Annotated in this window: 20 protein-coding genes; 12 read left to right on the plus strand and 8 right to left on the minus strand. The window is 71.0% G+C overall.

The annotated features are described in order from the left end of the window. The first annotated feature begins 3 nt into the window (after nt 1-3). The gene (locus tag E1288_RS16145) at nt 4-246 is read left to right on the plus strand and encodes a CDGSH iron-sulfur domain-containing protein (protein WP_132485858.1); all 243 of its coding nucleotides are present in this window, start codon (nt 4-6) and stop codon (nt 244-246) included. 66 nt (nt 247-312) lie between these two features. Here E1288_RS16145 and E1288_RS16150 read toward each other — a convergent pair whose 3' ends face one another. After that, a complete protein-coding gene (locus E1288_RS16150; protein WP_132485860.1) occupies nt 313-738 on the minus strand; it encodes a hypothetical protein in 426 nt (141 codons plus the stop codon). Between the two features lie 555 nt (nt 739-1,293). Here E1288_RS16150 and E1288_RS48770 point away from each other — a divergent pair. The 4 genes from E1288_RS48770 to E1288_RS16170 all read left to right on the plus strand — a co-directional run bounded on the left by E1288_RS48770 (nt 1,294) and on the right by E1288_RS16170 (nt 4,567). Beyond that, a complete protein-coding gene (locus tag E1288_RS48770; protein ID WP_235883587.1) occupies nt 1,294-1,386 on the plus strand; it encodes a hypothetical protein in 93 nt (30 codons plus the stop codon). A gap of 287 nt (nt 1,387-1,673) precedes the next feature. Next, nucleotides 1,674-2,576, plus strand: coding sequence for an NADP-dependent oxidoreductase (locus tag E1288_RS16160; protein ID WP_132485862.1), 903 nt, complete (start codon nt 1,674-1,676; stop codon nt 2,574-2,576). 72 nt (nt 2,577-2,648) lie between these two features. Continuing rightward, nucleotides 2,649-3,236, plus strand: a complete 588-nt coding sequence (locus E1288_RS16165; RefSeq protein ID WP_132485864.1) for an RNA polymerase sigma factor — start codon at nt 2,649-2,651, stop codon at nt 3,234-3,236. After that, nucleotides 3,233-4,567 (plus strand): hypothetical protein, encoded by a 1,335-nt coding sequence (locus E1288_RS16170; protein ID WP_132485866.1) that lies wholly within the window; start codon nt 3,233-3,235, stop codon nt 4,565-4,567. The genes E1288_RS16165 and E1288_RS16170 overlap by 4 nt, the downstream gene beginning before the upstream one ends. A 58-nt stretch (nt 4,568-4,625) precedes the next feature. Here E1288_RS16170 and E1288_RS16175 read toward each other — a convergent pair whose 3' ends face one another. The 3 genes from E1288_RS16175 to E1288_RS16185 form a co-directional block, all read right to left on the minus strand. Further along, the gene (locus E1288_RS16175) at nt 4,626-5,843 is read right to left on the minus strand and encodes a cytochrome P450 (protein ID WP_132485868.1); all 1,218 of its coding nucleotides are present in this window, start codon (nt 5,841-5,843) and stop codon (nt 4,626-4,628) included. Between the two features lie 41 nt (nt 5,844-5,884). Continuing rightward, entirely contained in the window at nt 5,885-7,291 is a 1,407-nt protein-coding gene (locus E1288_RS16180) for an MFS transporter (protein ID WP_132485870.1), read from the minus strand. A 162-nt stretch (nt 7,292-7,453) separates the two neighbouring features. Beyond that, on the minus strand, nt 7,454-8,422 hold the full coding sequence (locus E1288_RS16185; RefSeq protein ID WP_132485872.1) for an SDR family NAD(P)-dependent oxidoreductase: 969 nt from the start codon (nt 8,420-8,422) through the stop codon (nt 7,454-7,456). Nucleotides 8,423-8,545: 123 nt separating this feature from the next. On the opposite strand from E1288_RS16185, the gene E1288_RS16190 reads away from it, so the two are divergent. The 5 genes from E1288_RS16190 to E1288_RS16210 all read left to right on the plus strand — a co-directional run bounded on the left by E1288_RS16190 (nt 8,546) and on the right by E1288_RS16210 (nt 14,255). Beyond that, the gene (locus E1288_RS16190) at nt 8,546-9,139 is read left to right on the plus strand and encodes a TetR/AcrR family transcriptional regulator (RefSeq protein WP_132485874.1); all 594 of its coding nucleotides are present in this window, start codon (nt 8,546-8,548) and stop codon (nt 9,137-9,139) included. A 372-nt stretch (nt 9,140-9,511) separates the two neighbouring features. Then, a complete protein-coding gene (locus E1288_RS16195; protein ID WP_132485876.1) occupies nt 9,512-10,840 on the plus strand; it encodes an MFS transporter in 1,329 nt (442 codons plus the stop codon). Beyond that, entirely contained in the window at nt 10,840-12,045 is a 1,206-nt protein-coding gene (locus E1288_RS16200) for a CaiB/BaiF CoA transferase family protein (RefSeq protein ID WP_132486039.1), read from the plus strand. The genes E1288_RS16195 and E1288_RS16200 overlap by 1 nt, the downstream gene beginning before the upstream one ends. Then, on the plus strand, nt 12,042-13,220 hold the full coding sequence (locus tag E1288_RS16205) for an acyl-CoA dehydrogenase family protein (protein ID WP_132485878.1): 1,179 nt from the start codon (nt 12,042-12,044) through the stop codon (nt 13,218-13,220). Before E1288_RS16200 ends, E1288_RS16205 begins: the two co-directional genes overlap by 4 nt. 48 nt (nt 13,221-13,268) lie before the next feature. Further along, nucleotides 13,269-14,255, plus strand: coding sequence for a LysR family transcriptional regulator (locus E1288_RS16210; protein ID WP_132485879.1), 987 nt, complete (start codon nt 13,269-13,271; stop codon nt 14,253-14,255). 207 nt (nt 14,256-14,462) lie between these two features. On the opposite strand, the gene E1288_RS16215 is transcribed toward E1288_RS16210, so the two are convergent. Continuing rightward, the gene (locus E1288_RS16215; protein ID WP_132485881.1) at nt 14,463-15,395 is read right to left on the minus strand and encodes an AraC family transcriptional regulator; all 933 of its coding nucleotides are present in this window, start codon (nt 15,393-15,395) and stop codon (nt 14,463-14,465) included. A 220-nt stretch (nt 15,396-15,615) separates the two neighbouring features. Between E1288_RS16215 and E1288_RS16220 the strand changes: the two genes are divergently transcribed. Further along, entirely contained in the window at nt 15,616-16,695 is a 1,080-nt protein-coding gene (locus E1288_RS16220; protein WP_132485883.1) for an alkene reductase, read from the plus strand. A 333-nt stretch (nt 16,696-17,028) separates the two neighbouring features. Here the strand turns inward: E1288_RS16220 and E1288_RS16225 are convergent, their stop codons facing one another. The 3 genes from E1288_RS16225 to E1288_RS16235 all read right to left on the minus strand — a co-directional run bounded on the left by E1288_RS16225 (nt 17,029) and on the right by E1288_RS16235 (nt 20,178). Further along, nucleotides 17,029-18,606: an MFS transporter gene (locus tag E1288_RS16225; protein WP_132485885.1), complete on the minus strand. Its 1,578-nt coding sequence runs from the start codon at nt 18,604-18,606 to the stop codon at nt 17,029-17,031. A gap of 103 nt (nt 18,607-18,709) precedes the next feature. Further along, a complete protein-coding gene (locus E1288_RS16230) occupies nt 18,710-19,282 on the minus strand; it encodes an NADPH-dependent FMN reductase (protein ID WP_132485887.1) in 573 nt (190 codons plus the stop codon). Then, the gene (locus E1288_RS16235) at nt 19,279-20,178 is read right to left on the minus strand and encodes an EamA family transporter (protein ID WP_132485889.1); all 900 of its coding nucleotides are present in this window, start codon (nt 20,176-20,178) and stop codon (nt 19,279-19,281) included. Before E1288_RS16235 ends, E1288_RS16230 begins: the two co-directional genes overlap by 4 nt. A 99-nt stretch (nt 20,179-20,277) precedes the next feature. Here E1288_RS16235 and E1288_RS16240 point away from each other — a divergent pair, with 99 nt between their 5' ends. Further along, a complete protein-coding gene (locus E1288_RS16240) occupies nt 20,278-20,817 on the plus strand; it encodes a MarR family winged helix-turn-helix transcriptional regulator (protein ID WP_132485891.1) in 540 nt (179 codons plus the stop codon). Nucleotides 20,818-21,003 lie beyond the last annotated feature (186 nt).

A 21,003-nucleotide genomic window follows, 5' to 3' on the forward strand; every position in this document is an offset into this window, starting at 1 on the left:
TCGATGAGCGATCCGACCCCGGCCGAGCCGCCCGTGGTGATCAAAACCGTGGACAACGGGCCGTACCAGGTCAAAGGACCCGTCAAGATCGTCGACCACGAGAACAACACCTACGAGCTCGGCCCCGGCCGCACCCGGCTGCTGTGCCGATGCGGGCTCTCGGCGAAGAAGCCGTTCTGCGACGGATCGCACGCGCGGGAAGGATTTTCCGCGGCGGAGCGGGCCGGCGAGAAGGCAGCGGAATAGCAAGGGGCGAAAAAGGCCGGTGGCGGAACGACCGCCGCCGGCCTTTTCGCAGCAAGCGCCACGCGGTCAGGGCGTCGCGGTGGAATCCGCCGCGCCTCTGGAGAGGTGGCGGGCCAGCCAGAGGACGATGACGACCAGCAATGCGATCACGGCATACGGCGGGAGCCAGCAAGCCGCCGCTGACGCGACACCGAGGGCCGCGGCTCCGGTGGCCCGCGGGAGCCAGCCGGTGCCGGTCTCGACCCGGAGCGCGGCCGCCGCCCGGCACCAGATGCGGAGCACCGCACCGGCCATCCACAAGACGGCCGGGACGGCGAACCAGGCCAGCACCCGGCGGAAATGTCTGCGGAGGCCGGGCCTCGGGGCGGTCACCGCGGCGTAGCCGCCGGGGCTGGCGCGAAGTACGTCGACCGCGCCGTCGAGGAGGCCACGCCGTTCTGCGAGGAGAACCTCGCGGGCCAGTCCTGAGCAGTCCGTCCTCGGTGCACTCAAAGTGAAGAACGCCGCCTTCCCCGGTGATCGCCGGGAACGAGCCTGACGACCGGCGGCGATCGGACCCGTGAGCGTTTTGCGCTGCTGTGGCAGCACAAAGCGCTCACGGGTGGTTTTAGAGGTGAGTTCGCGGGTCCCAGGGGGCGCACATGACATCCGTCATGATCGACCCGTGCGTACTGCAGGCGAACTCGTGAACCGCGGCACTCCTCGCGGTCACACCAACCCGCGAGGATGAAGGCGTGCATGTGACGACCGCCCTGACCCCGCCGGCCCGTGATCCGTTCGGTCCCCGACGGCGGGATGCGGAGCACGGGCGCCTGGTCGGTGGTCAGCGCGCGGGTTCCTCCCGAAGACCGCGTCCTCCCGCACTCTCGACCAGGTCGTGCGGAAGGTCGCGAGCGGCGGTCGGCACGTCGCCCCCGAGCTCGCGGCCGAGACGATCAGCGCCGGCGACTCGCCGCTGAGTCCGCGCGAGGCCGATGTCCTCGCCCTGGCGCGCGACGGCACGTCGTCGACGAGATCGCGCAACGCGTATCGCTCTCCCGCGGGACCGTGCGGAAATACCTCGCGGCCGCCGTCGCGAAGCTCGGCGCGGCGAACCGGCACGATGCTGCTCGCATCGCCGTGGAGAAGGGCTCGATCTGAAACGACACCGCGCAAGTGTGACCGTCTATTCCAGACATGCCGTGCCTGTTCCCGGGCACCTCTTGGAGTTCGTTTCAGCGTGGCTCCGCCCGCCTCACCGCGAAGGTGCCAATGCCTGGCACCGATGGCGGTTTCGCGCGAAACCGCCATCCCGCCTCACGTGGAGTGGCGGTTTCGCGCGAAACCGGCGCCCAGCGCTCCGGACGGCCACGTCTCGCACGTGCCCAGGCACCCTTCTGGGACGACCCCTTTTAGTACGTTGGAGGGGACGGCGAAGGGGAGTGGGCATGCGGGCGTACGGATTTTCTGCAGCGGGCGGGCCGGAGAAGGAAACCTTCCTCGACGTCCTGGTGCCTGTTCCTGGCCCGGGCGAGCTGCTCGTCCGGGTGCGCGCGGCGGGCGTGAACCCGGGGGACTGGCGGCTTCGAGAGGGCTCCTACGGCGTGGCCGGGCCCGCCGTGCTGGGCCGCGAGGTGGCAGGGACCATCACCGCGCTCGGGCCCGGGGTCGAGGGGTTCTCGGTCGGTGACGAGGTGTTCGGCGGTTGCCCCGGGATGGTCGGCGGCTGGGCCGAGCAGGCGCTGGTCACCGCGTCGTTCGCGGCGCATCGACCGGACGAGGTGTCGCCGGAGGAGGCCGCGGTGCTGCCCGTGGCGGCCGGTACCGCGCACGACGCGCTGGAGGACCTCGGCCTGGATGCCGGGGCGACGCTGCTGGTCAACGGGGCCGGCGGCGGCGTCGGGATTCCGGTCGTGCAGCTCGCGCGAGCCAGGGGGATCAACGTCGTCGGGGTCGCCAGCCCGGCCAAGCACGGGCTGGTGGCGGGATTCGGGGCCGTCCCGGTCGCTTATGGCGACGGTGTCCTGGATCGGGTGCGCGCCGCCGCTCCGGGCGGGGTCGACGCCGTCTTCGACCTCGTCGGTGGCGAGGCCCTGCGCACCGTGGCGGGTCTGGTCGCGGACCGCACCAAGCTGCGCTCGGTGGCCGACAAGCTGTTGGCCCGCGAGCTCGGCGGCGGCGAGGTCGAACGGGACCGGAGCACGGCCGTCCTCACCGAGCTCGCCCGGCTGGTCGCGACGAAGGCGTTGGACCCGCACGTCACGCAGGTCCGGCCGCTCGACGAAGCAGGCGAAGCCCTCGCCCAGGTCGAGAACGGGCACGCGGTCGGCAAGATCGTCCTCGTTCCCTGAGCGGACCGTCGCCGCCCTTCTGGCCGACCGCGACAACACTTCCGCCGTTGCCGGCCACTGGGGAGTGTGACCATGCAATGGACCGGAGCGAGGTCGTCGGCGGAGTCCGCCGACGACTTCGAAGACGGTGACCTCTGGGCGCGCGCGGCACGCGACGACGACGGGGCCTTCGGCGTCCTGTTCGAGCGGCACGTGCAAGCGGTGTGGAACCACGCCTACCGGCTGACGGGTTCCTGGAGCGCCGCCGAAGACCTGACGTCGAACACCTTCCTCATCGCCTGGCGCAAGCGCGCCGAGGTCGTCCTGGTGCGGGACAGCCTGCTGCCGTGGCTCTACACGGTGGCCGGGAACCTCGCGCGAACGGAGCGCCGGGGCGCGAGCCGGCGGTTGCGGCTGCTGCGCCGCATTCCCGAACCGGACGTGGTGTCGGACCACGCCGATGCCGTCGCCGACCAGCTCGACGGCGAGGCGCGGCTGAAGCAGGTGATCGATGCCGTGCGCACGCTGCCGCGAGCGCAGCGGCAGGTCGTGGAGCTGTGCCTGCTCGGCGACCTGTCGATCGCGGATGCGGCGGTGCTGCTCAAGGTCGCCGAGGTCACCGTTCGTTCGCATCTGTCCCGGGCGAAGGCCCAGCTGCGCGACCTGGTGGAGGAGAAATGAACGACGAGCCACGGCTTCCCCCGCGACGAGAACTCCCACCCGAGGTCCGCGCGCGGTTGCGCGGCAGGGTCGAGGCCGGGATGTCGGCGCGCCACCGCGGCCGGGTGGTGGCGGCTTCGGCCGCGGTCGTCCTGCTCGCCGCCGGTGCCGTGATCGGTGTGCAGGTCGCCCGCTCGCAGCTCGTCGAGACGCCCGCCGCCGCGCCGCCCGACGCCACGACCAGGACGCTCGACCGGTGCTGGAACGCGGTTCGCGCCGCGGGCAAGACCGGCCAGGTGCCGGATCGGAGCGAATGGGTCAACGCGTCCATCACGGAGCAGGGCGACGATGTCGTCGCCGCGTTCACCGCGGGCGGCAAGCCCGTCTTCTGCGAGACGACGTCGACGACGGTGACGATGTCCGACCCGAACGCGGAACCCTCCTACGCCACCGGAAGCCGCACCGCGTTGTTGCTCTACACCAGCACCGGGGTGGCCGCCGGCGTCGCCGATCCCACGTGGCCCCGGATCATGCTGTCCATGCCGGACGGCCTGGGTGTTTCGGAGAGCGACGTCGCGACGGACACGCGGCAGTTCACCAGCTTCACGCTGACGAACCCGGCGACCACCCGGCTCTGGGCGCAACGACTGGACGAGTACAAGCCGGAGCCGTCGGGCCAGGGCGAGCCGGGGCAGCCGGGGCAGGGTGAGCCGGGGCGGCCAGGGCAGGGCGAACCGGAGCTGTCGGGGCAGGGTGAGCCGGAACAGCCGAGGCAGGGCCAAGGGAGGGTCAACTGGCCCCGCGCCGAACTGCCCGCGCCGCCGGCGCCGCTGCTCAGCCTGATCGACCGCGCCGGGGACCGGACTTCGCCGGCGGGCAGGGCGCTCGGCGAATGCCTGGCCGGGCTCGCCGAGCCGCCTGCCGACCGGGACGGCTACCAGCCCGGCGTCCTCGTCGAGGACGGGCCGTACCGGGTGGTGCTGGGCCGGACCGCGCAGCACGCGGTGGCCTGCACCACGGAGCCGGATCCGGCCAACCCAGCGGGCAAGATCCACCGGCTGCACACCGACACCTTCGTCGGCCAGTCCATCCCGGTTCGCCGCCTCGCGGTGCCCGGATTGGGCAAGGACGGCGAGAAGATCGCGTTCGTCGGCATCGTGCCCCCGTCGGGGGCCTCCATGATCGCCGACTTCTCGCTGGGGCAGCCGTCGGACGTGCCGGTCGCGAACGGGACGTTCGGGATGTGGCTGCCGGAAGGGGCGAAGCCCCTCTCCCCGGACGGAACCACGTGGGTCCTGGCGCTGGACGGCGAGAGGCTGCCGTTGTTCAACGGATTCGTGCCGTTGAAGTGATGGGGAAGCGGCCGGGCGGGCGGCTTTTCGAAGCCGCCCGCCCGGTTTCCGCCGGAGCTCACCAGGTGACGGGCAGCTCTCGAATCCCGTAGAAGACCGCATCCTGTTTGAACACAAGCTGTTCCGGTGGTACGGCCAGCTCCAGAGTCGGTATGCGCCGGTAGAGGGTGCCGTACACGACCTGCAGCTCGACCCGGGCCAGCGCGTGGCCGAGGCAGTGGTGCGCGCCGTGGCCGAAAGCGACGTGGTGGCGGGCCTTTCGGTGGATGTCGAGCGCGTCGGGGTCCGGGAACGCCGCGGGATCCCGGTTGGCGGTGCTCTTCACCGCGATGATGCCTTCGCCCGCGCGGATGGTCCGCCCGCCGACCTCCAGGTCCTCCCGCGCGACGCGGCGGGCTTCGGTGTGGGTGATGGACAGGTAGCGCAGGAGTTCCTCCACCGCGTTGGCCACCAGCGCGGGATCGTCGCTGTCCCGGACCGCGTGGAACTGCTCCGGGTGCGTCAGCAGCGCGACGGTGCCCAAGGCGATCATGCTCGCGGTGGTGTCGTGCCCGGCGACCAGGAGGAGCTGCCCCAGCACGGCGATCTCGCGCCGGGTCATCTTCCCGGTCCGGTAGTGCTCGACGGCCAGCTTGCTGAGCAGGTCCTCGCCCGGCTCGGCGTCCTTCGCGACCACCAGCTCCTCCAGGTAGGCGTTCAGCTCCTCGCTGGCGGCCACGGCGCGCAGGGGATCGGACTCGTCCATGACGAGCGTGCGAGCAACCTCCTGGAAGAAATCGCGGTCGGCGTAGGGCACGCCGAGCAGCTCGCAGATCACCTGCGAGGGGACCGGCAGCGCGAGGGCCTCCACGAGGTCCACGGGTTTCGGGCCGGCGAGCAACGCGTCGACGAGCTCGTCGACGATCCGCTGGATGCCGGGCCGCAACGCCTCGATCTTCTTCGACGTGAACTCCGGGGTCAGCAACCGCCGCTGGGCGGTGTGCTCCGGCGCGTCCATCTGCATCAGCGTCTTCATCTCCGCGTCCCGCGCCTTGCTCACCGCGTTGGTGTGCGGGAAACCGGGCTGCGCGACATCGACGCTGACGCGGGGATCGACCAGCAGCGCCCGGACATCCGCGTAGCGGGTGACCAGCCACGGCGTGCTGCCATCCCACAGCCTCACCCGTGACACCGGCGCCTGTTCCGCCAGCCCGGACAGCTCCGGCGCCGGGTCGAACGGGCAACCCCGCGCTCGGGCCATCGGGAACATCGGCGTCGTCGCCGCTGCGTCGTGCATCGAATCTCCTTGTGCCGGACTGTCATGTGCTGTCGGTTCGGTCATCGGGGGGAGCCTGCTTTCTCCTGGCGGCGCGCGACGTCGTTGGCGCGTCGCGCGGTGAAGATCCCGAGGGCGGCGATGGCGGCGAACCCGATCAGGAGGTAGCGGGCGGACGCGACCATCGACGGCGCGCCCAGGTTGACCAGGAGTCCGGCGACCGCCGCGCCGAAGGCCGTCGATATCGTCAGCACCGTCGCGATAGCGGCGGCGGTTTTCCGCCCCTCGCCGGGATCATCGGTGCTGGCCATGGCGGCGACGGACAGGTGAGGCATGGCGATGCCGATTCCCGCGCCACCGGCGACGAGCACGGGCAGCCAGGCGAGGACTACGACCAGCGGCGCATCGTCGTGCTGCAGCAGGGCGAGCACGGCGAACCCGGCGGCGAGAGCGGCCGGGCCGGCGACCTGGAGTCGCCGGGTCGTGCGTTCCCGGCTCGCCGAGGAGCTCGCGATCTGGCTCGCCGACCAGCCGAAAGACAGTGCTGCGGCGAAGAATCCCGCCGCCACGGGCGGCAGCCCACCCAGGTGCTGGCCGAACAACGGCAGGAACGTCTCCACGGCGACACCGGATGCGAGCAGCACGATGGTCAGGAAGACCCACCGCAACGCCGAGCCGGACTGGAACGTCGAACGCGGCAGGACCCGCACCTCCGCGCGCTTCTCCGCCACCAGGAACGCCAGGACCAACACGAGCCCCAGCAGGATGAACGCCGTCATCGCGGCGGCGTTCGAGAGGATTCCGGCGACGCTCACCGCCCCCACGGCCGCGACGACCAGCACCAGCGAACGCACCGGCACCGGGGTCGCGTGCTCGTCCCGTTCGCTTCGCGGGAGCGCCCTGGGCACGAACGCCGCCATCACGACCGAGACGGCGGCCAGTACGACGAAAGCCAGCCGCCACGAACCGAACTGCGCGAACAGCCCGCCGAGCGCCGGGCCCACGAAGTTGCCGACGCCGAACATCGCGGAGACCAACGCGCTGCCGCGCGACCACAGGTGGGGTGGCAGCGCCGAGCGGATCATGGCGAATCCCAGGCCGGCCAGCAGTCCGGCGCCGAGGCCCTGGATGCCGCGGCCGACCAGCAGCACGGGCATCGCCGGGGCCACCGCGCAGACCAGCGAACCGCCGGCGAAGACGCCGAAGCCGATCAGGTAGGAGCCGACATCGCCGCGCCGGGAGAGCAGCCGGCCCACGAACATCGTCGCGACCACCTGGGCGATCAGGAAGGCCGTCATGTTCCACGCGTACAGCCGCTCGCCGCCGATGTCGCCGACCGCCGTCGGCAGCAGGCTCGCCGCCACGTAGATGTTCACCGCGCCGACGAGCACCCCGCCGGCCAGCACGACCGCGGTGCTCAGATGACCGCCGAGCTCCCGCCACGACCCGGTATCCCGAGTGTTTTCCACGCGCTTTTTCCTCACTGTTGAGCGATTGGCGCGTGCATCATGCCGGGCCGGGGGCACCCGGTAAACGGACAAAACGGACGTGAAATGTGTCACATTTTCTTGAGATTGCTCGCGATGCCTGGGCCTTCGCGAACTGTCCAATGTCGACGGAGCAGGGCGTGCTTACCGCCCGTGCTTCGCCGGTCCTGGAACGGCCTCGAAGGGGTCGATGCCGGTGAGGTCCACGCTGGCGGCCCACGCGCCTGCGGCGAGCGCGGCGTCGGCGAGCGGGCCCTGAACGGCTTCGCTGCGAGGCGCGCCGCGAAGCCCGAACATGCGAGGTCCCCACAGCTGGCCACCGCGAACGGATGGATCCAGGACCGCTCGAACGGCGGGCCACGCGCCGGCTTCCTTGCCCTGCAAGGCGAGACCGGCGGGCAGTCCCCGCAACCGCTGACCGGTGGTCCGGATGTAGACGGGCGGCCGGGAGGGGGTGAGGGAGTCGAGCGCGCCACCGGGATGGTTCACCACGCTCAGCGCCGCCCCGCCGGCGGCGCGCAGGCGGCGGTCGAGCTCGAAGCCGAACAGCATCTGCGCGAGCTTCGACCGCGCGTAGGCGCGTTTGGGCTCGTAGTCCCGCGTGCTCTGCAGGTCGGCGAGGTCCAGGCTTGCCGACTTCGCCACGAAGCTGCCGGTGGTGACCACGCGGCCCGCGCGCGCGGCGAGCAGCGGCGCCAGGTGTCCGACCAGCAGGAAGTGTCCGAGGTGGTTGGTGGCGAACGTCAGCTCGTGGCCGTCCGCGGTCTCCTGGCGCTGCGGTCCGTCCAGCAGTACCCCGGCGTTGCAGACGATCGCGTCGAGTCCGTCCGCGTCCAGCTCGTCCGCGGCGGACTTGATCGAGGAGAGGTCGGAGAGGTCCAGGCGGAGGTGGCGCACGCGCGCATCGGGGATCCGGGACCGGATCGATGCCATCGCGGCGTTCGCCTTGGTGCCGTTGCGGCTGCCGAGGACGACGGTCGCCCCGGTGCCGGCCAGCTGCTCGGCGACGAAGTACCCGATCCCCGCGTTTGCGCCGGTCACCAGGAAGGTCTTCCCGTCGGCGCGCGGTGGCCGGCGGACGTCCCACTGCGCGGTCTGGGCGGTGGGCGGCATGGCGGCTCCGGTGGGCTCGGTGTGGTTTCGGGGTGCGGCGTCTCGCTCAAGTAAATCGAAGTCGTTCCGACTTTGCAATGACTTCGTTTTTGGAGTCGCTCTGCTCGCCGGTAGCATCGAGGCATGGCACAGACTCCGGCGCGGGTGTCCGACCGGCGTGAACGCAAGAAGGCCGCCACCCGCCAGGCACTCTCGGCGGCCGCGCGCCGGCTGTTCCTGGAGCGGGGCTTCGACAAGGTCACCGTCGCCGAGATCGCCGACACGGCGGACACGGCGGTGTCGACGCTGTTCGCGCACTTCCCCGGCGGGAAGGAAGCGCTGGTCCTCGGCGACGCCGGAGAACGCGAGGCGGCCCTGGCGGCGGCCGTTCGCAATCGCCCGGAGGGCGGCTCGGTCCTGGATGCCCTGCGCGATTTCCTCGCCACGCGAGGCCCTTTCGCCCCCGACCCCGGACCCGAGGCCCGGCGCGTCGCCGAACTCGTGGTCGCCACCCCGGCCCTGCGCGCCTACGCCCGGACGTTGTGGACGAGCTGCGAAGCCGCGCTGGCCCGCGTCATCGCCGAGGAAACCGGCCGCGACGCGGACGACCTCGCCCTGCGCCTGCTGGCCCGTTACGTCCTGGAAATCCCCGATCTCGCGGGCACGGAGCCCGACCCGCGAGCGGCCCTGGACATCGCGTTCTCCCACCTCGCGCGCGGCTGGCCCGACCTGCCCTGAGCCGAACCACGGCGACCGGCGACGCTGATTTCCCCGCTTTCCCTTGGTTTTCACGCCCGTTGGTCTCTTGTGGACGTGGTCTCGATCCAGCTCTGCTGATCTTGCGTCCTCGATGCCGAGGGGGCGTTTCGGAAAGGCTTCGGGCAAGCTCGTCCCGAAGGCGCCCGGCCGATGGTGATTTCGCGCGAAATCGCCGTCCTTCGTCCCAAGCCGTCACGTCCCACACGTGCGGTGGGAGAGCGCGTCGCGCGGATTATCGGCTCTGGCTATAAGCGTGACTCGGGATTCGGCCTTGTTGGTGCCGCAGATCACCGGTGGAGTTGTTGCGGCGCAGCGCTTGTCAACGAGGTCAAGGCCGTGACGGAGGGTCACATGGCATCAGCCGAAATCGGGACGCCGGTGGTGTCACCGGTACTCCCACGCCCAGACCGCAAGGCCTGGGGCGTCGTCATCCTGCTCTTCGCCTTCTTCACGCTGAACTTCGCGGACAAGGCGGCAGTGGGGTTGGCGGCGCAGCAGATCCGCCATGACCTCGGCCTGACCGCCGGGGACTTCGGCCTGGTCGGCAGCGCGTTCTTCTGGTTGTTCGCCGTCGGCGCGGTGGGGTTGTCCGCCGCCATGCGCTGGATCTCCGCGAAGTGGGCGGCGGCCATCCTGATGTTCACCTGGATCGCCAGCATGCTGCCGCTCGCGGTCCCTACGACGTTCGGGGTGCTGCTGGTGTCCCGGATCGTGCTGGGCTTCTTCGAGGGACCGGCGCACGCCCTGTGCCAGAGCGTCGTCGCCGACCGGTTCCCGAAGGAGAAGCGCGCGTTCGCCGGGTCGATCGTGAACGCGGGGTCCTCGGTCGGCCCGCTGATCTCCGCGCCGGTGCTGACGTGGGTGATCGTCTCGTACTCCTGGCACGCCGCGTTCCTCGTGCTGATCGCGGTCGGCGTCGTCTGGCTGGTCGTCTGGCTGTGCTACGTCGAGCGGCAGCCGCTGCGGAAGCGCCCGACGACCGCGGCCGCGGCGGAGGCGGACCCGAACGGGCACATCGACGTGCCGTTCCTCCGGCTGCTGCGGCTGCCCAGCTTCTGGGGGCTCAGCCTGCTGTCGTTCGCGGGCTACCTCATCACCTCGCTGAAGGTCTCGTGGCTGCCCGCGTTCCTCGGCGAAGGCCTCGGCTACGCGCCGACCACCGTCGGATGGCTGGTCACCGCGCCCTACGCCACGGCGGTCGTCGTCCTCGTCGCCAGCGGATACCTATCGGGCCGGCTCCTCGCGCGGGGCTGGAGCTCCCGGGCCGCGCGCGGTCACCTCAGCGGCGCGCTGATCGTCTTCGCCGGGCTGAGCATGATCGCGTTCGCGCTGGTCGGGCCGGGAACGCTCCAGCTGGTGCTGGTGATCTGCACCTTCTCCATCAACAGCGTCGCGTTCTCGGTCGCCTTCGCGGGCGCCTCCGACTTCCTGCCGCAGCGCCAGCGGACCGCGTTCTTCGGGTGCGTGATCGGGTTCTACAGCATCGCGGGAATCGTCGCCCCCTACGCGCTGGGGCTCATCGTCCAAGCCGGACCGACGCCGTCCGAGGGCTATTCGAACGGGTTCCTCGTCGTCGGCATCGCCATCTGCGCGTTCGCGGTGATCGGCGCGCGGTTGCTGGATCCGGAGGCCGCCCGCCGGACCCTGGAGGCCGAGACCGCGATGAGGAGGGCTTCGTGATGGAGGCACCGCTGACCGGGATCCGGGTGGTGGACCTGGGCCAGTACATCGCCGCTCCCGGGGCCGGCCAGCAGCTGGCCGACCTGGGCGCCGAGGTGATCAAGGTGGAGAGCCCCACCGGCGACCAGGCGCGATCCGTCGGCTCGTTCGGCCAAGCGATGCTGCACGCGAACAACCGCGGAAAGCGCAGCATCGCGATCGACCTGCGGCATCCCGAGGGGTTCCGAGTCCTCGACGAGCTGTGCGCGGGATCGGACGTGCTGCTGCACAACTTCCGGCACGGCTCGGCCGAACGCCTCGGCATCGGGCCGGAGCGGACGCGTTCGCGCCACCCGCACCTCGTCTACGGGTTCGTCACCGGGTTCGGAACCCGTGGCCCCTCGGCGGGGCGAGCGGGGCTGGACATCGCGGCCCAGGCCGAGTTCGGGATCATGCACACCACCGGCGATGCCGACGGCGAACCGCAGCGCGTCGGATTCACCGTCGCCGACGTGCTGGCCGCGAACGCCCTGGCGTCCGGGGTGCTCGCCGCGCTGGTCCGGCGCGGCCGGACCGGCAACGGCGCGGTCGTCGAGACCTCGCTGATGGAAGCGGTGGTGGCGGCCCAGGCGGCGCAGTGGACGGGCTACCGCCTCACCGGCGAGGCGCCCCGGCGGACGGGCAACGGCCAGCCCGCGGTGGCGCCCGCCGCGGATCTCGTGCAGACCGTCGACGGCGCCGTCGTGGTCTCCGCCTACACCGCGACCAAGTGGGCCGCGCTGTGCTCGGCGATCGGCAGGCCGGAGCTCACGACCGACCCGCGCTTCGCGGACAACGGGTCGAGAGTCGCGAACCGGTTGGCGTTGAAGGAAGTCCTGAGCTCAGCCCTCGGCCACCTCACCCGCGCCGAGGCGATCGCGCTGCTGGCCTCGCGGGGGATCGTGTGCGGCTCGGTGCGGTCGTTCGACGAGCTCGTGAAGGACGCCGACCTCGCCGCATCGGGCCTGGTCGTCGAGCTGGACGAGCTCGGGATCGACGCCCCGGCCGCGCCCTTCCGGGTCGACGGGGCGGCCCGCGGCCGGACGTCGGCCGCACCCCGGCTGGGCGCCCACACCCGTGACGTGCTGCGCGAACTCGGGCGCAGCGAGGACGAGATCGACCGGCTGGCCGACGACGGCGTCGTCGCCCTGCCGGAGCAACCGCGACCAGAGATGGAGAAACGATGACCCGCGCCGCCGGCAAGCCCGACTTCGACGCGTACTTGCGCACGATCGCCGCGTTCACCGACGACGAGCTGATCCCCGCCGAGGCCGAAATGGTCGCCGCCGGGCAGGTCCCGGATGCGATCGTGCGACGCATGGCCGAGCTCGGGCTGTTCAGCATCTCGATCCCGCCCGCCTACGGCGGGCTCGGCTGGACCATGGAGCAGCAGGTGCTGCTGACGCTCGAGTTCACCAGGGCGTCGTGCGTGTACCGATCCCGCTTCTCGACCGTGATCGGGCTCTGCTCGCAGGCGATCCTCGGCCACGGCACGGAGGACCAGCGCCGCGAGATGCTGCCGGAGATGGCGGCCGGCCGGCAGGTGACCTCGTTCGCGCTGACCGAACCGGAGGCCGGTTCCGACGCGACCAACGTGCAGACCGTCGCCCGGCGCACCGGCGACGGCTGGGTCCTGGACGGGTCGAAGCGCTACATCACCAACGCCCACTGGGCGGACACGCTCCTCGTCTTCGCGCGCACCGACGGCGCCGAGGTGTCCGCGTTCATCGTGGACCGGACCGCGCCCGGCGTGTCGACCCGGATCCCGGACCTCATGAACGGCCACGCCGAGGGCCCCGTCGCCGAGATCGACCTGAAGTCGGTGGTCGTCGCCGAGGACCGGCTGCTCGGCGGGGTGCCCGGCACCGGGCTCGCGGCCGCGATGCGCGGGATCAACCACGCCCGGCTCCACGTCGCCGCGACCTGCGTCGGCCAGGCGACCCGGATGCTGGAGGAGGCCACCCGCCACGTCAGCGAGCGGCACCAGTTCGGCGCCCCGCTCGCCGATCTCGGCGTCGTGCAGGCCGAGCTGGGCCGGTGCTACTCGGAGATGGAGGCCGGGCGGGCCCTCGTCCTGGACGCCGCCCGCGCGTTCGACGCCGGAACCGTTCCCCGGCAGCGGATTTCGGCGGCGAAGCTGTACTGCTCGGAGATGGTCGGCAGGGTCGCCGACCGGTGCGTGCAGCTGCTCGGCGGGGAAGGCATCGTCGGGCCGCACCCGGTGCCCCGGATGTGGCGCGACGTCCGCACCCTGCGCATCTACGAGGGCGCCTCCGCGATCCACGAGCGGAACCTGGGCCGCGCGATGATCCGGTCGGTCGCGGCGGACGGGCTGCTGCCGGACAGCTACCGCGTACGTTAGGGCTCGTCAGCGGGAGCGCGTCGGCCCCGGGCGATCGGAGGAGGGGCGATGGAGCTGCGCCAGATCGAGTACTTCCTGGCCGTGGTCGAGCACGAGGGGCTGAACCGGGCCGCGCAGCGCCTCTACGTTTCCCAACCGGCGCTCTCCCAGGCGATCCAGGCGCTCGAACGAGAGCTCGGCGTGGAGCTGTTCCAGCGCGTGGCTCGGCGCAGTCTCGTGCTGACCCCGGCGGGAACGCTGCTGGTCCCGAAGGCGCGGGCGATCCTCGACGGCGTCGTGGCCGCCCGGGACGCGATGAGCCGGGCCCGGGATCTCAAGGCGGGTTCGGTCTCCATCGGCACGATGCCGGAGATGTCCAGCGACGCGGTCGCCTCCTGGATCACCTCGTTCCGGGCCCGGCATCCGGACGTGCGGCTGGACATCGCCGAGGCCGCCGGCGTTCGGGCGCTGTGCGGCGAGGTCGTCGCCGGCCGGTACGAGCTCGGGTTCACCACGCGGCCGATTCCAGTCGAGAGTCTGGACTTCGTCGAGCTCGGGGTGCAGCAGTTGCTGCTGGTGATGCCGCCGGGCTCGCCGGCGCCGCAGACCGGGCGGCTGCCGCTCGACGCACTCGGCGACCTGCCGCTGACGATCTGCTCGCTCGCGCAGCGCGAGAACGACCGGGTCGCTACGGCGCTGCGGGATGTGGGGGTGGAGCCGCGGCTGATCGCGAGCATGCCCAATCGCCACGCGCAGCTCACGCTCGTCCTCGGCGGCGGCGTGCACGCCTTCCTCCCGCTGCGGATGGCCGTTCAGGCGCGGCGGCTCGGTGCCGTCGTGATCGAAACCGATCCGCTGGTGTCCGTGCCCTTCGGCGTGGTCCACCGGCGCGCCGCGCTGAGCCCGGCGGCGGAGGAGGTGGTCAGCCAGTGCAAGGCCACCCTCGACACCTGGTATGCCGCCATCGCCGACCTCCAGGCCGAAGGGGCGAGCCTGATCGACGCGGCCGACGCCGCCTACGACGACGTGCACCGCCCGATGAATCCGGACGCCTAGGAGTCCGTTTCGGCATGGCTCCGCCCGGCTCATCCCGAGGGCGTCCGGTGGCCTGACGCCGGTGGCGATTTCGCGCGAAAACGCCATCCCGCCCTCACGTGGGGCGCCGTTTTCGCGCGAAACCGGCGCCCTGCGTCCCGCCGTCCGCCATTCTGAAACGACCCCCTGAGGCGAGTTCGGCCGAACTTCCCGGATGCCGCGCTCCGATCACTCGGGGGCCGGTCCGGATCCGCTGGACAGCTTGCGCCAGGCCCCCGGAGCGAGGCCTTCCCTGTGCAGGAACGCGCGGCTGAGCGCCGTACCGGTGTCGTAGCCGACTTCGACGGCGATCTCCTGAACGCTCAGCTGCGTCTCCCGGAGCAGCGTCTTCGCCCGGTACATGCGCCACGACGCGAGGTAGCCCAGCGGGGTGTCTCCCGCTTTCTCCTTGAACAAGGCCGCGAACGCCGAGCGCGACATCCCCGCCTTGCGGGCGAGCGCGTCGACGGTCCACGGGTGGGCCAGGTCCTCGTGCAGCGCTTGCATGGCAGCGGCCAGCTGCGGGTCTCGCAGCGCGGCGAGCCACCCGACGCTGTCGCGGCCGACCGCCTCGCAGCAGGTCCGCAGCGCCTGGCCGAACAGCACGTCGGACAGGCGGTTCGTGACGAAGCCGGTGCCGATCCCGCTCGTCTCGTTCTCCCGCGCGATGAGGTCGAACGTGGTGCGCAGGAGCCGGCCGGAGGTGTCGTCCAGGCTCAGGCGGAACAGCGGCGGCAGGAGCGTGAACAGCGGCTCGGCGGCCACGGCGTCGAAGGTGAACCGGCTGGAGACGATCTCGGTCAGCTCGCCGCCGCCCCCGATCCGCGCGGTGGCGCCGGTAGCCCGGGCGAACACCTCGTCGCAGTCGACGACGTCGCGTCCCGGTTCGTCCTGGAGCGCGAACTCCACACCGGCCCGGACCAGGACGCAGTCGTTCGCCGTCAGGTGCTGCGGCTCGCCGAGGGCGTCCGAGGTGAGCCAGCTCGACCCGCTGGAGACCAGCACGAGCCGGGCGAGGTGCCCGGCGGGGAAGGAGATTCCCCACGGTGCGTGCGCGCGCACCTTCCCGTACCCCGAGTTCTCCATCTTCATCGTGGTGAGGAGGTCGTCGATCGGGTCCATGGCCTCATCCTGGACGATCTGCACCGAATCCTGGACGCGAGGATACGTTTCATCCAGCCGCTCGGCTCTACGGTCGATCCATCGGGGCAGCCGACGAGATGTGCGGAGTCCGTTGCGCGCCAACCGCTTTGGGGGTGCGGTCGGGCCGTCCGCGGCCGTCCGGCCTCATCGCTTGCTCCGAGTACCCGCGAAGCACTTCGCCGTTCGGGAGGAAACCGGCATGACGACCGCATTCGACCCCATCGATCTCGGCGGCAGGCGCCTGCCCAATCGCATCGCGATGGCGCCGATGACGCGCAGCCGCGCCTACGGGCCGGGGGAGACCGTCACAGAGCTGATCGCGACCTACTACGCCCAGCGGGCGAGCGCCGGTTTGATCATCACCGAGGGCATCCAGCCGTCGGTGGTCGGCCAGGGCTATCCCGACACGCCGGGCCTGCACTCCGCGGCGCAGGTCGCCGCATGGCGGCAGGTGACCGACGCCGTCCACGCGGCGGGCGGCACCGTGTTCGCGCAGCTGATGCACACCGGCCGGATCGGTCACCCCAGCCTGCTGCCCGACGGGCTGATCCCGGTGGGTCCGTCGCCGGTCGCGGCGAAGGGCCGCGTGTTCACCCACCAGGGCGAACAGGACTTCGTCACGCCGAAGGAGCTGAGCTCCGCGGAGATCACCGGGACGATCGCCGAATTCGCCGCTGCGGCGCGCAACGCGATCGCCGCCGGCTTCGACGGCGTGGAGATCCACGGGGCGAACGGCTACCTGGTCCACCAGTTCCTGGCCCCGAACACCAACCGGCGCGGCGACGGCTGGGGCGGCTCGGTCGCCGGCCGGGTGCGCTTCGCCGCCGAGGTGGCCACGGCCGTCGCCGAGGCGATCGGCGGCCGCCGGACCGGTTTCCGGATCTCCCCGGGAAACCCCTTCAACGACATCGCCGAGACGGACCCGGCGGCGGTGGCGCAGACCTACGCCGCCCTCGTCGCCCGGCTCGCCCCGCTGGACCTGGCCTACCTGCACCTGGTCGAGGGCCCCGACGCCGACCTCACGGGCCTTTTGCGCAAGAGCTGGCCCGGCGCGTTCGTCCTGAACCCGTTCACGCACCCGCGGGTGACCGGCCCGGACGCCGTCGGCCTCGTCCGGGACGGAACCGCGGACATGGTCGCCTTCGGCGAGCTGTTCCTGGCCAACCCCGACCTGCCCCGCCGCCTCGCGGCCGGCGGACCGTTCAACACCCCGGACCGGGAGACCTTCTACGGCGGCGACCATCGCGGCTACACCGACTACCCCGAACTCGCGGTCTGACCAAGAGGCCGTCTCGGAGGGCACGTGGGGCGTGGCCGTCCGGGGCGAGGGCGGCAACCGCCGAACTCGTGATCACACGCTTCTGTCCTATGTGGACAACTGTTCAGGCTTGCGGACGTGGCGCCGCTGCCTGCCGAAGGCGTGCGGATCACCTATCGCTGCGACGCCGTGGCGGTCCCGGACGCCGGGCGCTGGGTGCTGAGCCGGATCGATGCCGACGCCACTGGTACTCGGGTGATCCGTCAACCATCTTCTGCCGATGAGGAGGAATCCGGCCGGGGAGGGGAGAACGCCGGCTTCGCCCACGAGGCCGGCGTTCTTCATCGTCGCGTATCAGGCGGTCGGAAGGGAGTCCTCGGTTGCCCTTTCCTGCTGCGGTGCATCGTTGCCGGACGGGGTGGCTCCGCGGCGGTTGCGCAGCATGGTGATCGCGATGGTCGCGCTGATCGCGGTGAGGGCGGCGCAGGCGAGTCCGATCGTGTTGAGCCCGCTGGTGTAGGCCTCCTTGGCGGCGGTCATCAAGGCCTCGGCGGCCTTGGCGGGCAGCTCCCGGGCGGCGGTGATCGCGTCCTCCATGCTCGCCCTGGCGGTGTCGGCCGGGATTCCGGCCGGCGGCACGATCGAGTCGCGGTAGACGGCGGCGCCGAGGCTGCCGAGCGTGGCGATGCCGAGCGCGTTGCCCAGGTCGCCGCTGATGGAGGAGAGGCCCGCCGCGGAGCCGCCCCGCTCGGGCGGGACGGACCCGACGACCAGGTTGGTGCCCAGCGATCCGAAGGTGCCGACGCCGATGAAGATGATCACGAAACCGGTCATCAGCAGCGGCATCCCGCCGACCGGGTCGACGAAGACGAGCATCAGGTAGCCGGCCGTGCCGATGAGCAGGGCCACCCCGATCACGGTGCTGAGCTGGAAGTGCTTGGCGAAGACCGGTGCCACCTGCGCGGCGATGATCGAGGCGATGGCCGCGGGCAGCATCCACAGACCCGCTGCCATCGGTGAGAGTCCCTCGACCATCTGGAGGAATCCGGTGATGAAGAGGTAGCCGCCTCCGGTCCCGAGCATCGAGACCATCAGGATCAGCAGCGCGGCGGTGAACGCGCCGACCCTGAAGAGCTTCAGGTCGAGCAGCGGGTGGGCGAGCTTGCCCTGCCGCGACACGAAAGCCACGCCGACGGCCAGGCCGACAGCGATCGCGGCGACCGGCACCGGCGCGAAGCCGTAGCGCGCGAGCTCCTTCAGCCCGTAGATGATCGACAGGATCGACACCAGCGACAGCAGCACGCTCAGCAGGTCGATCCGGCCTGCATCGGGGTCCTTGTACTCCGGCAGCACGAGCGGGGCGGCGATCAGCAGCACCACCATGACGGGCACGCCGAGCAGGAACACCGAGCCCCACCAGAAGAACTCCAGCAGTGCGCCGCCGATGACCGGGCCGAGCGCCGTGCCCCCCATGAAGCAGCTGGCCCAGACCGCGATGGCGCGACCGCGCTGGTGCGGGTCGTGGAACATGTTGCTGATGAGGGCGAGGGTGGACGGCATCAGCGTCGCGGCGGCGATGCCGAGCAGGGCTCGGGTGATGATCAGGGCCTCCGCGCTGGTGGAGCAGGCGGCGGCCACCGAGGTGATGCCGACGGCGAAGGCGCCGATCATCAGCAGCTTGCGACGTCCGATCCGGTCGCCGAGGGTGCCCATGGTGATGAGGAAGCCGGCGATCAGGAAGCCGTAGATGTCCATGATCCACAGCGTCTGCGTGCCGGTGGGCTGCAGCCCTTCGGCGAGGTGGGGAAGTGCCAGGTACAGCACGCTCTGGTCGAGGGAGATCAGCAGGGTGGGCAGGGCGAGCACGGCGAGCCCCAGCCATTCCCGGGGCCCGGCCTTCCGGACAGGGGCCTCGGGGGCGTTGGATGGCATGGTTTTTCCCTAACTCGTAGCTTGAACCGGTGTCGTGGCGTGCGCGCGAACGAGGCGGCGTCCCGACCGGGATCGATCGGGACGCTATGACCTCGACTTAACTTCAGGTCAAATCGCTTCGCCCGATTCGCCTGGCCAGTTCTGCCAGGAGGTCGACCAGGAGGTTCTGGGTGAATTCGTCGGTCAGGATCCCGTTTCCGTCGAACCGCTCGTGGGCGCGGAAGACGAGAACCTCCGGCTTGGCGAGCACATCGGCGCCGATGCTCCCGAGGATCTGGCGCAGGGCCAGCTGGGCGCGCACGGTTCCCAGCGCACCAGGCGAGGCGCCGACCACGGCGACCGGCTTGCCGGCCATGCCCGCCCCGTCGGGCATGCGGCTCATCCAGTCGATCGCGTTCTTCAGCGCGGCAGGGATCGACGCGTTGTGCTCCGGGGTCGCGATCAGCAGCCCGTCGGCCTGCGAGACGTACTTGTGCAGGTCGTGCACCGCGGCCGGCAGCGGGCCTTGTTCCAGGTCCTGGTCGTACAGCGGCAGATCGCCGAGGCCGTAGATCTGAATGGACATCGGGCCGGGGTTGAACTTGCCGGCCGCGCGCAGCAGCGCGGTGTTGTAGGAGTCGGCGCGCAGGCTCCCGGAGAGGGCGAGAACGCGGTATTCCTTTGCCGGTGCGGTCATTTCGAGCTCCTGTTCATCGATTGGCCCACGACGAGCGCGACGAGGGCGATGGTGAATCCGGTGATCTGCCAGGGGGTGAGGGTCTGGTCGAGGAAGACGAATCCGGCCAGCGTGGCGACGAGCGGGTTCGCGGTCGACAGCAGCGATGTCGAGGTGGGCGCGAGACGCTGCACGCCGCGGAACCACAGCGTGTAGGCGAGCGCGGTCCCGATGAGCCCGACGTAGGCGAAGCCGAGCAGGTTCGCGGCGGTGAACGTCGTCGGCAGCCCTTCGGTCACGAGCGTCAACGGCGTGAGCGCCAGCCCGCCGATGGTGAGTTGCCAGCCGGTCATGGTCAGCGCCGGAACCGGTGAACCCCATTTCTTGCCGAGCACGATCGCCATGCCCATCAGCGAGGTCGCCGCGAGCATGGCGGCGATGCCGACCGGGTCCGGCATGGTCGCAGCTGTAGTGGTCATCAGCGCAACACCGGCCGCGACCGCGACGCACGCGAGCAGCACTGCACGCGGAGTGTGGATCTTCAGCAGCGGGACCGCCAGCGCCGCGACGATGAGGGGCTGCAGCGCTCCGAAGGTGGCGGCGAGCCCGCCGGGCAGCCGGTAGACGGCCACGAACAGCAGCGGGAAGAACGCGCCGACGTTGAGCATCCCGAGCGCCGTCGTCTTCCACCACCACGCTCCCTGCGGCAGCGTCCGGGTGAACGCCAGGATGAGCAGACCCGCGGGCAGTGCACGCGCGGCCGCGGCAAGCAACGGCCGATCCGGCGGCAGCAGCAGAGTGGTTGCGACGTAGACGGTTCCGAAGCTCACGGGCGCAATCGCGGTGAGCAGCGCGTCGCGCAGCGGCGTTGGTTCGCGGATGCGCGCTTCCGGCGCCAGGTCTGCGACGGCGACCATGTCACTGCCTCCTCCATCAGGTAATCTCGACATCGAGATAAAACCAGGAGGACAATCTCGATGTCAAGTCTCTCGACATCGAGTTATTGAGGAGTGGATGTGGCCGACACCGTCGACATGATCATGGACCTCTGGCGCGACGAAGCGCCGGAGCTGGCAGAGGACCTGTGGCCCGTGGCGATCGTGGGGCGGGTGCAACGACTCGCCCGCATCCTCGACCGCGCTTTGAAGGACTTCTACGCCGAGCACGGTCTCGAGGTGTGGGAGTTCGACGTCCTCACCACCCTGCGCCGGTCCGGTCCGCCCTACGAGCTGACCCCGGGAGCGCTGCTCGAGGCGGCGATGATCACCTCGAGCACGGTCACCAACCGCATTGACCGCATGGAGGCAAAAGACCTCGTCGAACGTGTCCGGGACCCCGGTGACCGCCGCTCGGTGCGCGTTCGCCTGACCGCGCACGGAATCGAGGTCGTCGACCGCGTCTTCCGGCTCCACCTGGCCAACGAGGCACGGCTGCTCCCGGATTTCGAACCGGCCGACTACCAACACCTCACTGGCGAGCTCCGCCGCCTGCTCGAGCACTTCGGAGACCGGCTAGACCGCGGCCGGGCCACTGGCAAACCGGCCGAAAACGCCTGAGTCCCGCCTCCGGCGAACCTCGGGGTCTCGCTTCGGCCGCCCGATGAGCATGTCCTTTTTGGGCGGTGGGTCCGCCGGAAGGGGCGCTGTCGCCGAAGAAGCAGGGCAGGACAGCAGAGCTGGGTGCCTGTCGAAGCGACTTGAGATCGGCGGGGAGGGCCTGTCGTCCCGGCGGGCTCTCCCCGA

The sequence above is a fragment of the Saccharopolyspora elongata genome (assembly GCF_004348985.1).
GTDB lineage: Bacteria > Actinomycetota > Actinomycetes > Mycobacteriales > Pseudonocardiaceae > Saccharopolyspora > Saccharopolyspora elongata.

Excerpts from the sequence above, each read along its gene's own strand:
- E1288_RS16145 (WP_132485858.1), top strand. The coding sequence starts at position 4 with ATGAGCGATCCGACCCCGGCCGAGCCGCCCGTGGTGATCAAAACCGTG.
- E1288_RS16160 (WP_132485862.1), top strand. The coding sequence starts at position 1,674 with ATGCGGGCGTACGGATTTTCTGCAGCGGGCGGGCCGGAGAAGGAAACC.
- E1288_RS16165 (WP_132485864.1), top strand. The coding sequence starts at position 2,649 with ATGCAATGGACCGGAGCGAGGTCGTCGGCGGAGTCCGCCGACGACTTC.
- E1288_RS16170 (WP_132485866.1), top strand. The coding sequence starts at position 3,233 with ATGAACGACGAGCCACGGCTTCCCCCGCGACGAGAACTCCCACCCGAG.
- E1288_RS16175 (WP_132485868.1), bottom strand. The coding sequence starts at position 5,843 with ATGCACGACGCAGCGGCGACGACGCCGATGTTCCCGATGGCCCGAGCG.
- E1288_RS16185 (WP_132485872.1), bottom strand. The coding sequence starts at position 8,422 with ATGCCGCCCACCGCCCAGACCGCGCAGTGGGACGTCCGCCGGCCACCG.
- E1288_RS16190 (WP_132485874.1), top strand. The coding sequence starts at position 8,546 with ATGGCACAGACTCCGGCGCGGGTGTCCGACCGGCGTGAACGCAAGAAG.
- E1288_RS16195 (WP_132485876.1), top strand. The coding sequence starts at position 9,512 with ATGGCATCAGCCGAAATCGGGACGCCGGTGGTGTCACCGGTACTCCCA.
- E1288_RS16200 (WP_132486039.1), top strand. The coding sequence starts at position 10,840 with ATGGAGGCACCGCTGACCGGGATCCGGGTGGTGGACCTGGGCCAGTAC.
- E1288_RS16205 (WP_132485878.1), top strand. The coding sequence starts at position 12,042 with ATGACCCGCGCCGCCGGCAAGCCCGACTTCGACGCGTACTTGCGCACG.
- E1288_RS16210 (WP_132485879.1), top strand. The coding sequence starts at position 13,269 with ATGGAGCTGCGCCAGATCGAGTACTTCCTGGCCGTGGTCGAGCACGAG.
- E1288_RS16215 (WP_132485881.1), bottom strand. The coding sequence starts at position 15,395 with ATGGACCCGATCGACGACCTCCTCACCACGATGAAGATGGAGAACTCG.
- E1288_RS16220 (WP_132485883.1), top strand. The coding sequence starts at position 15,616 with ATGACGACCGCATTCGACCCCATCGATCTCGGCGGCAGGCGCCTGCCC.
- E1288_RS16225 (WP_132485885.1), bottom strand. The coding sequence starts at position 18,606 with ATGCCATCCAACGCCCCCGAGGCCCCTGTCCGGAAGGCCGGGCCCCGG.
- E1288_RS16230 (WP_132485887.1), bottom strand. The coding sequence starts at position 19,282 with ATGACCGCACCGGCAAAGGAATACCGCGTTCTCGCCCTCTCCGGGAGC.
- E1288_RS16235 (WP_132485889.1), bottom strand. The coding sequence starts at position 20,178 with ATGGTCGCCGTCGCAGACCTGGCGCCGGAAGCGCGCATCCGCGAACCA.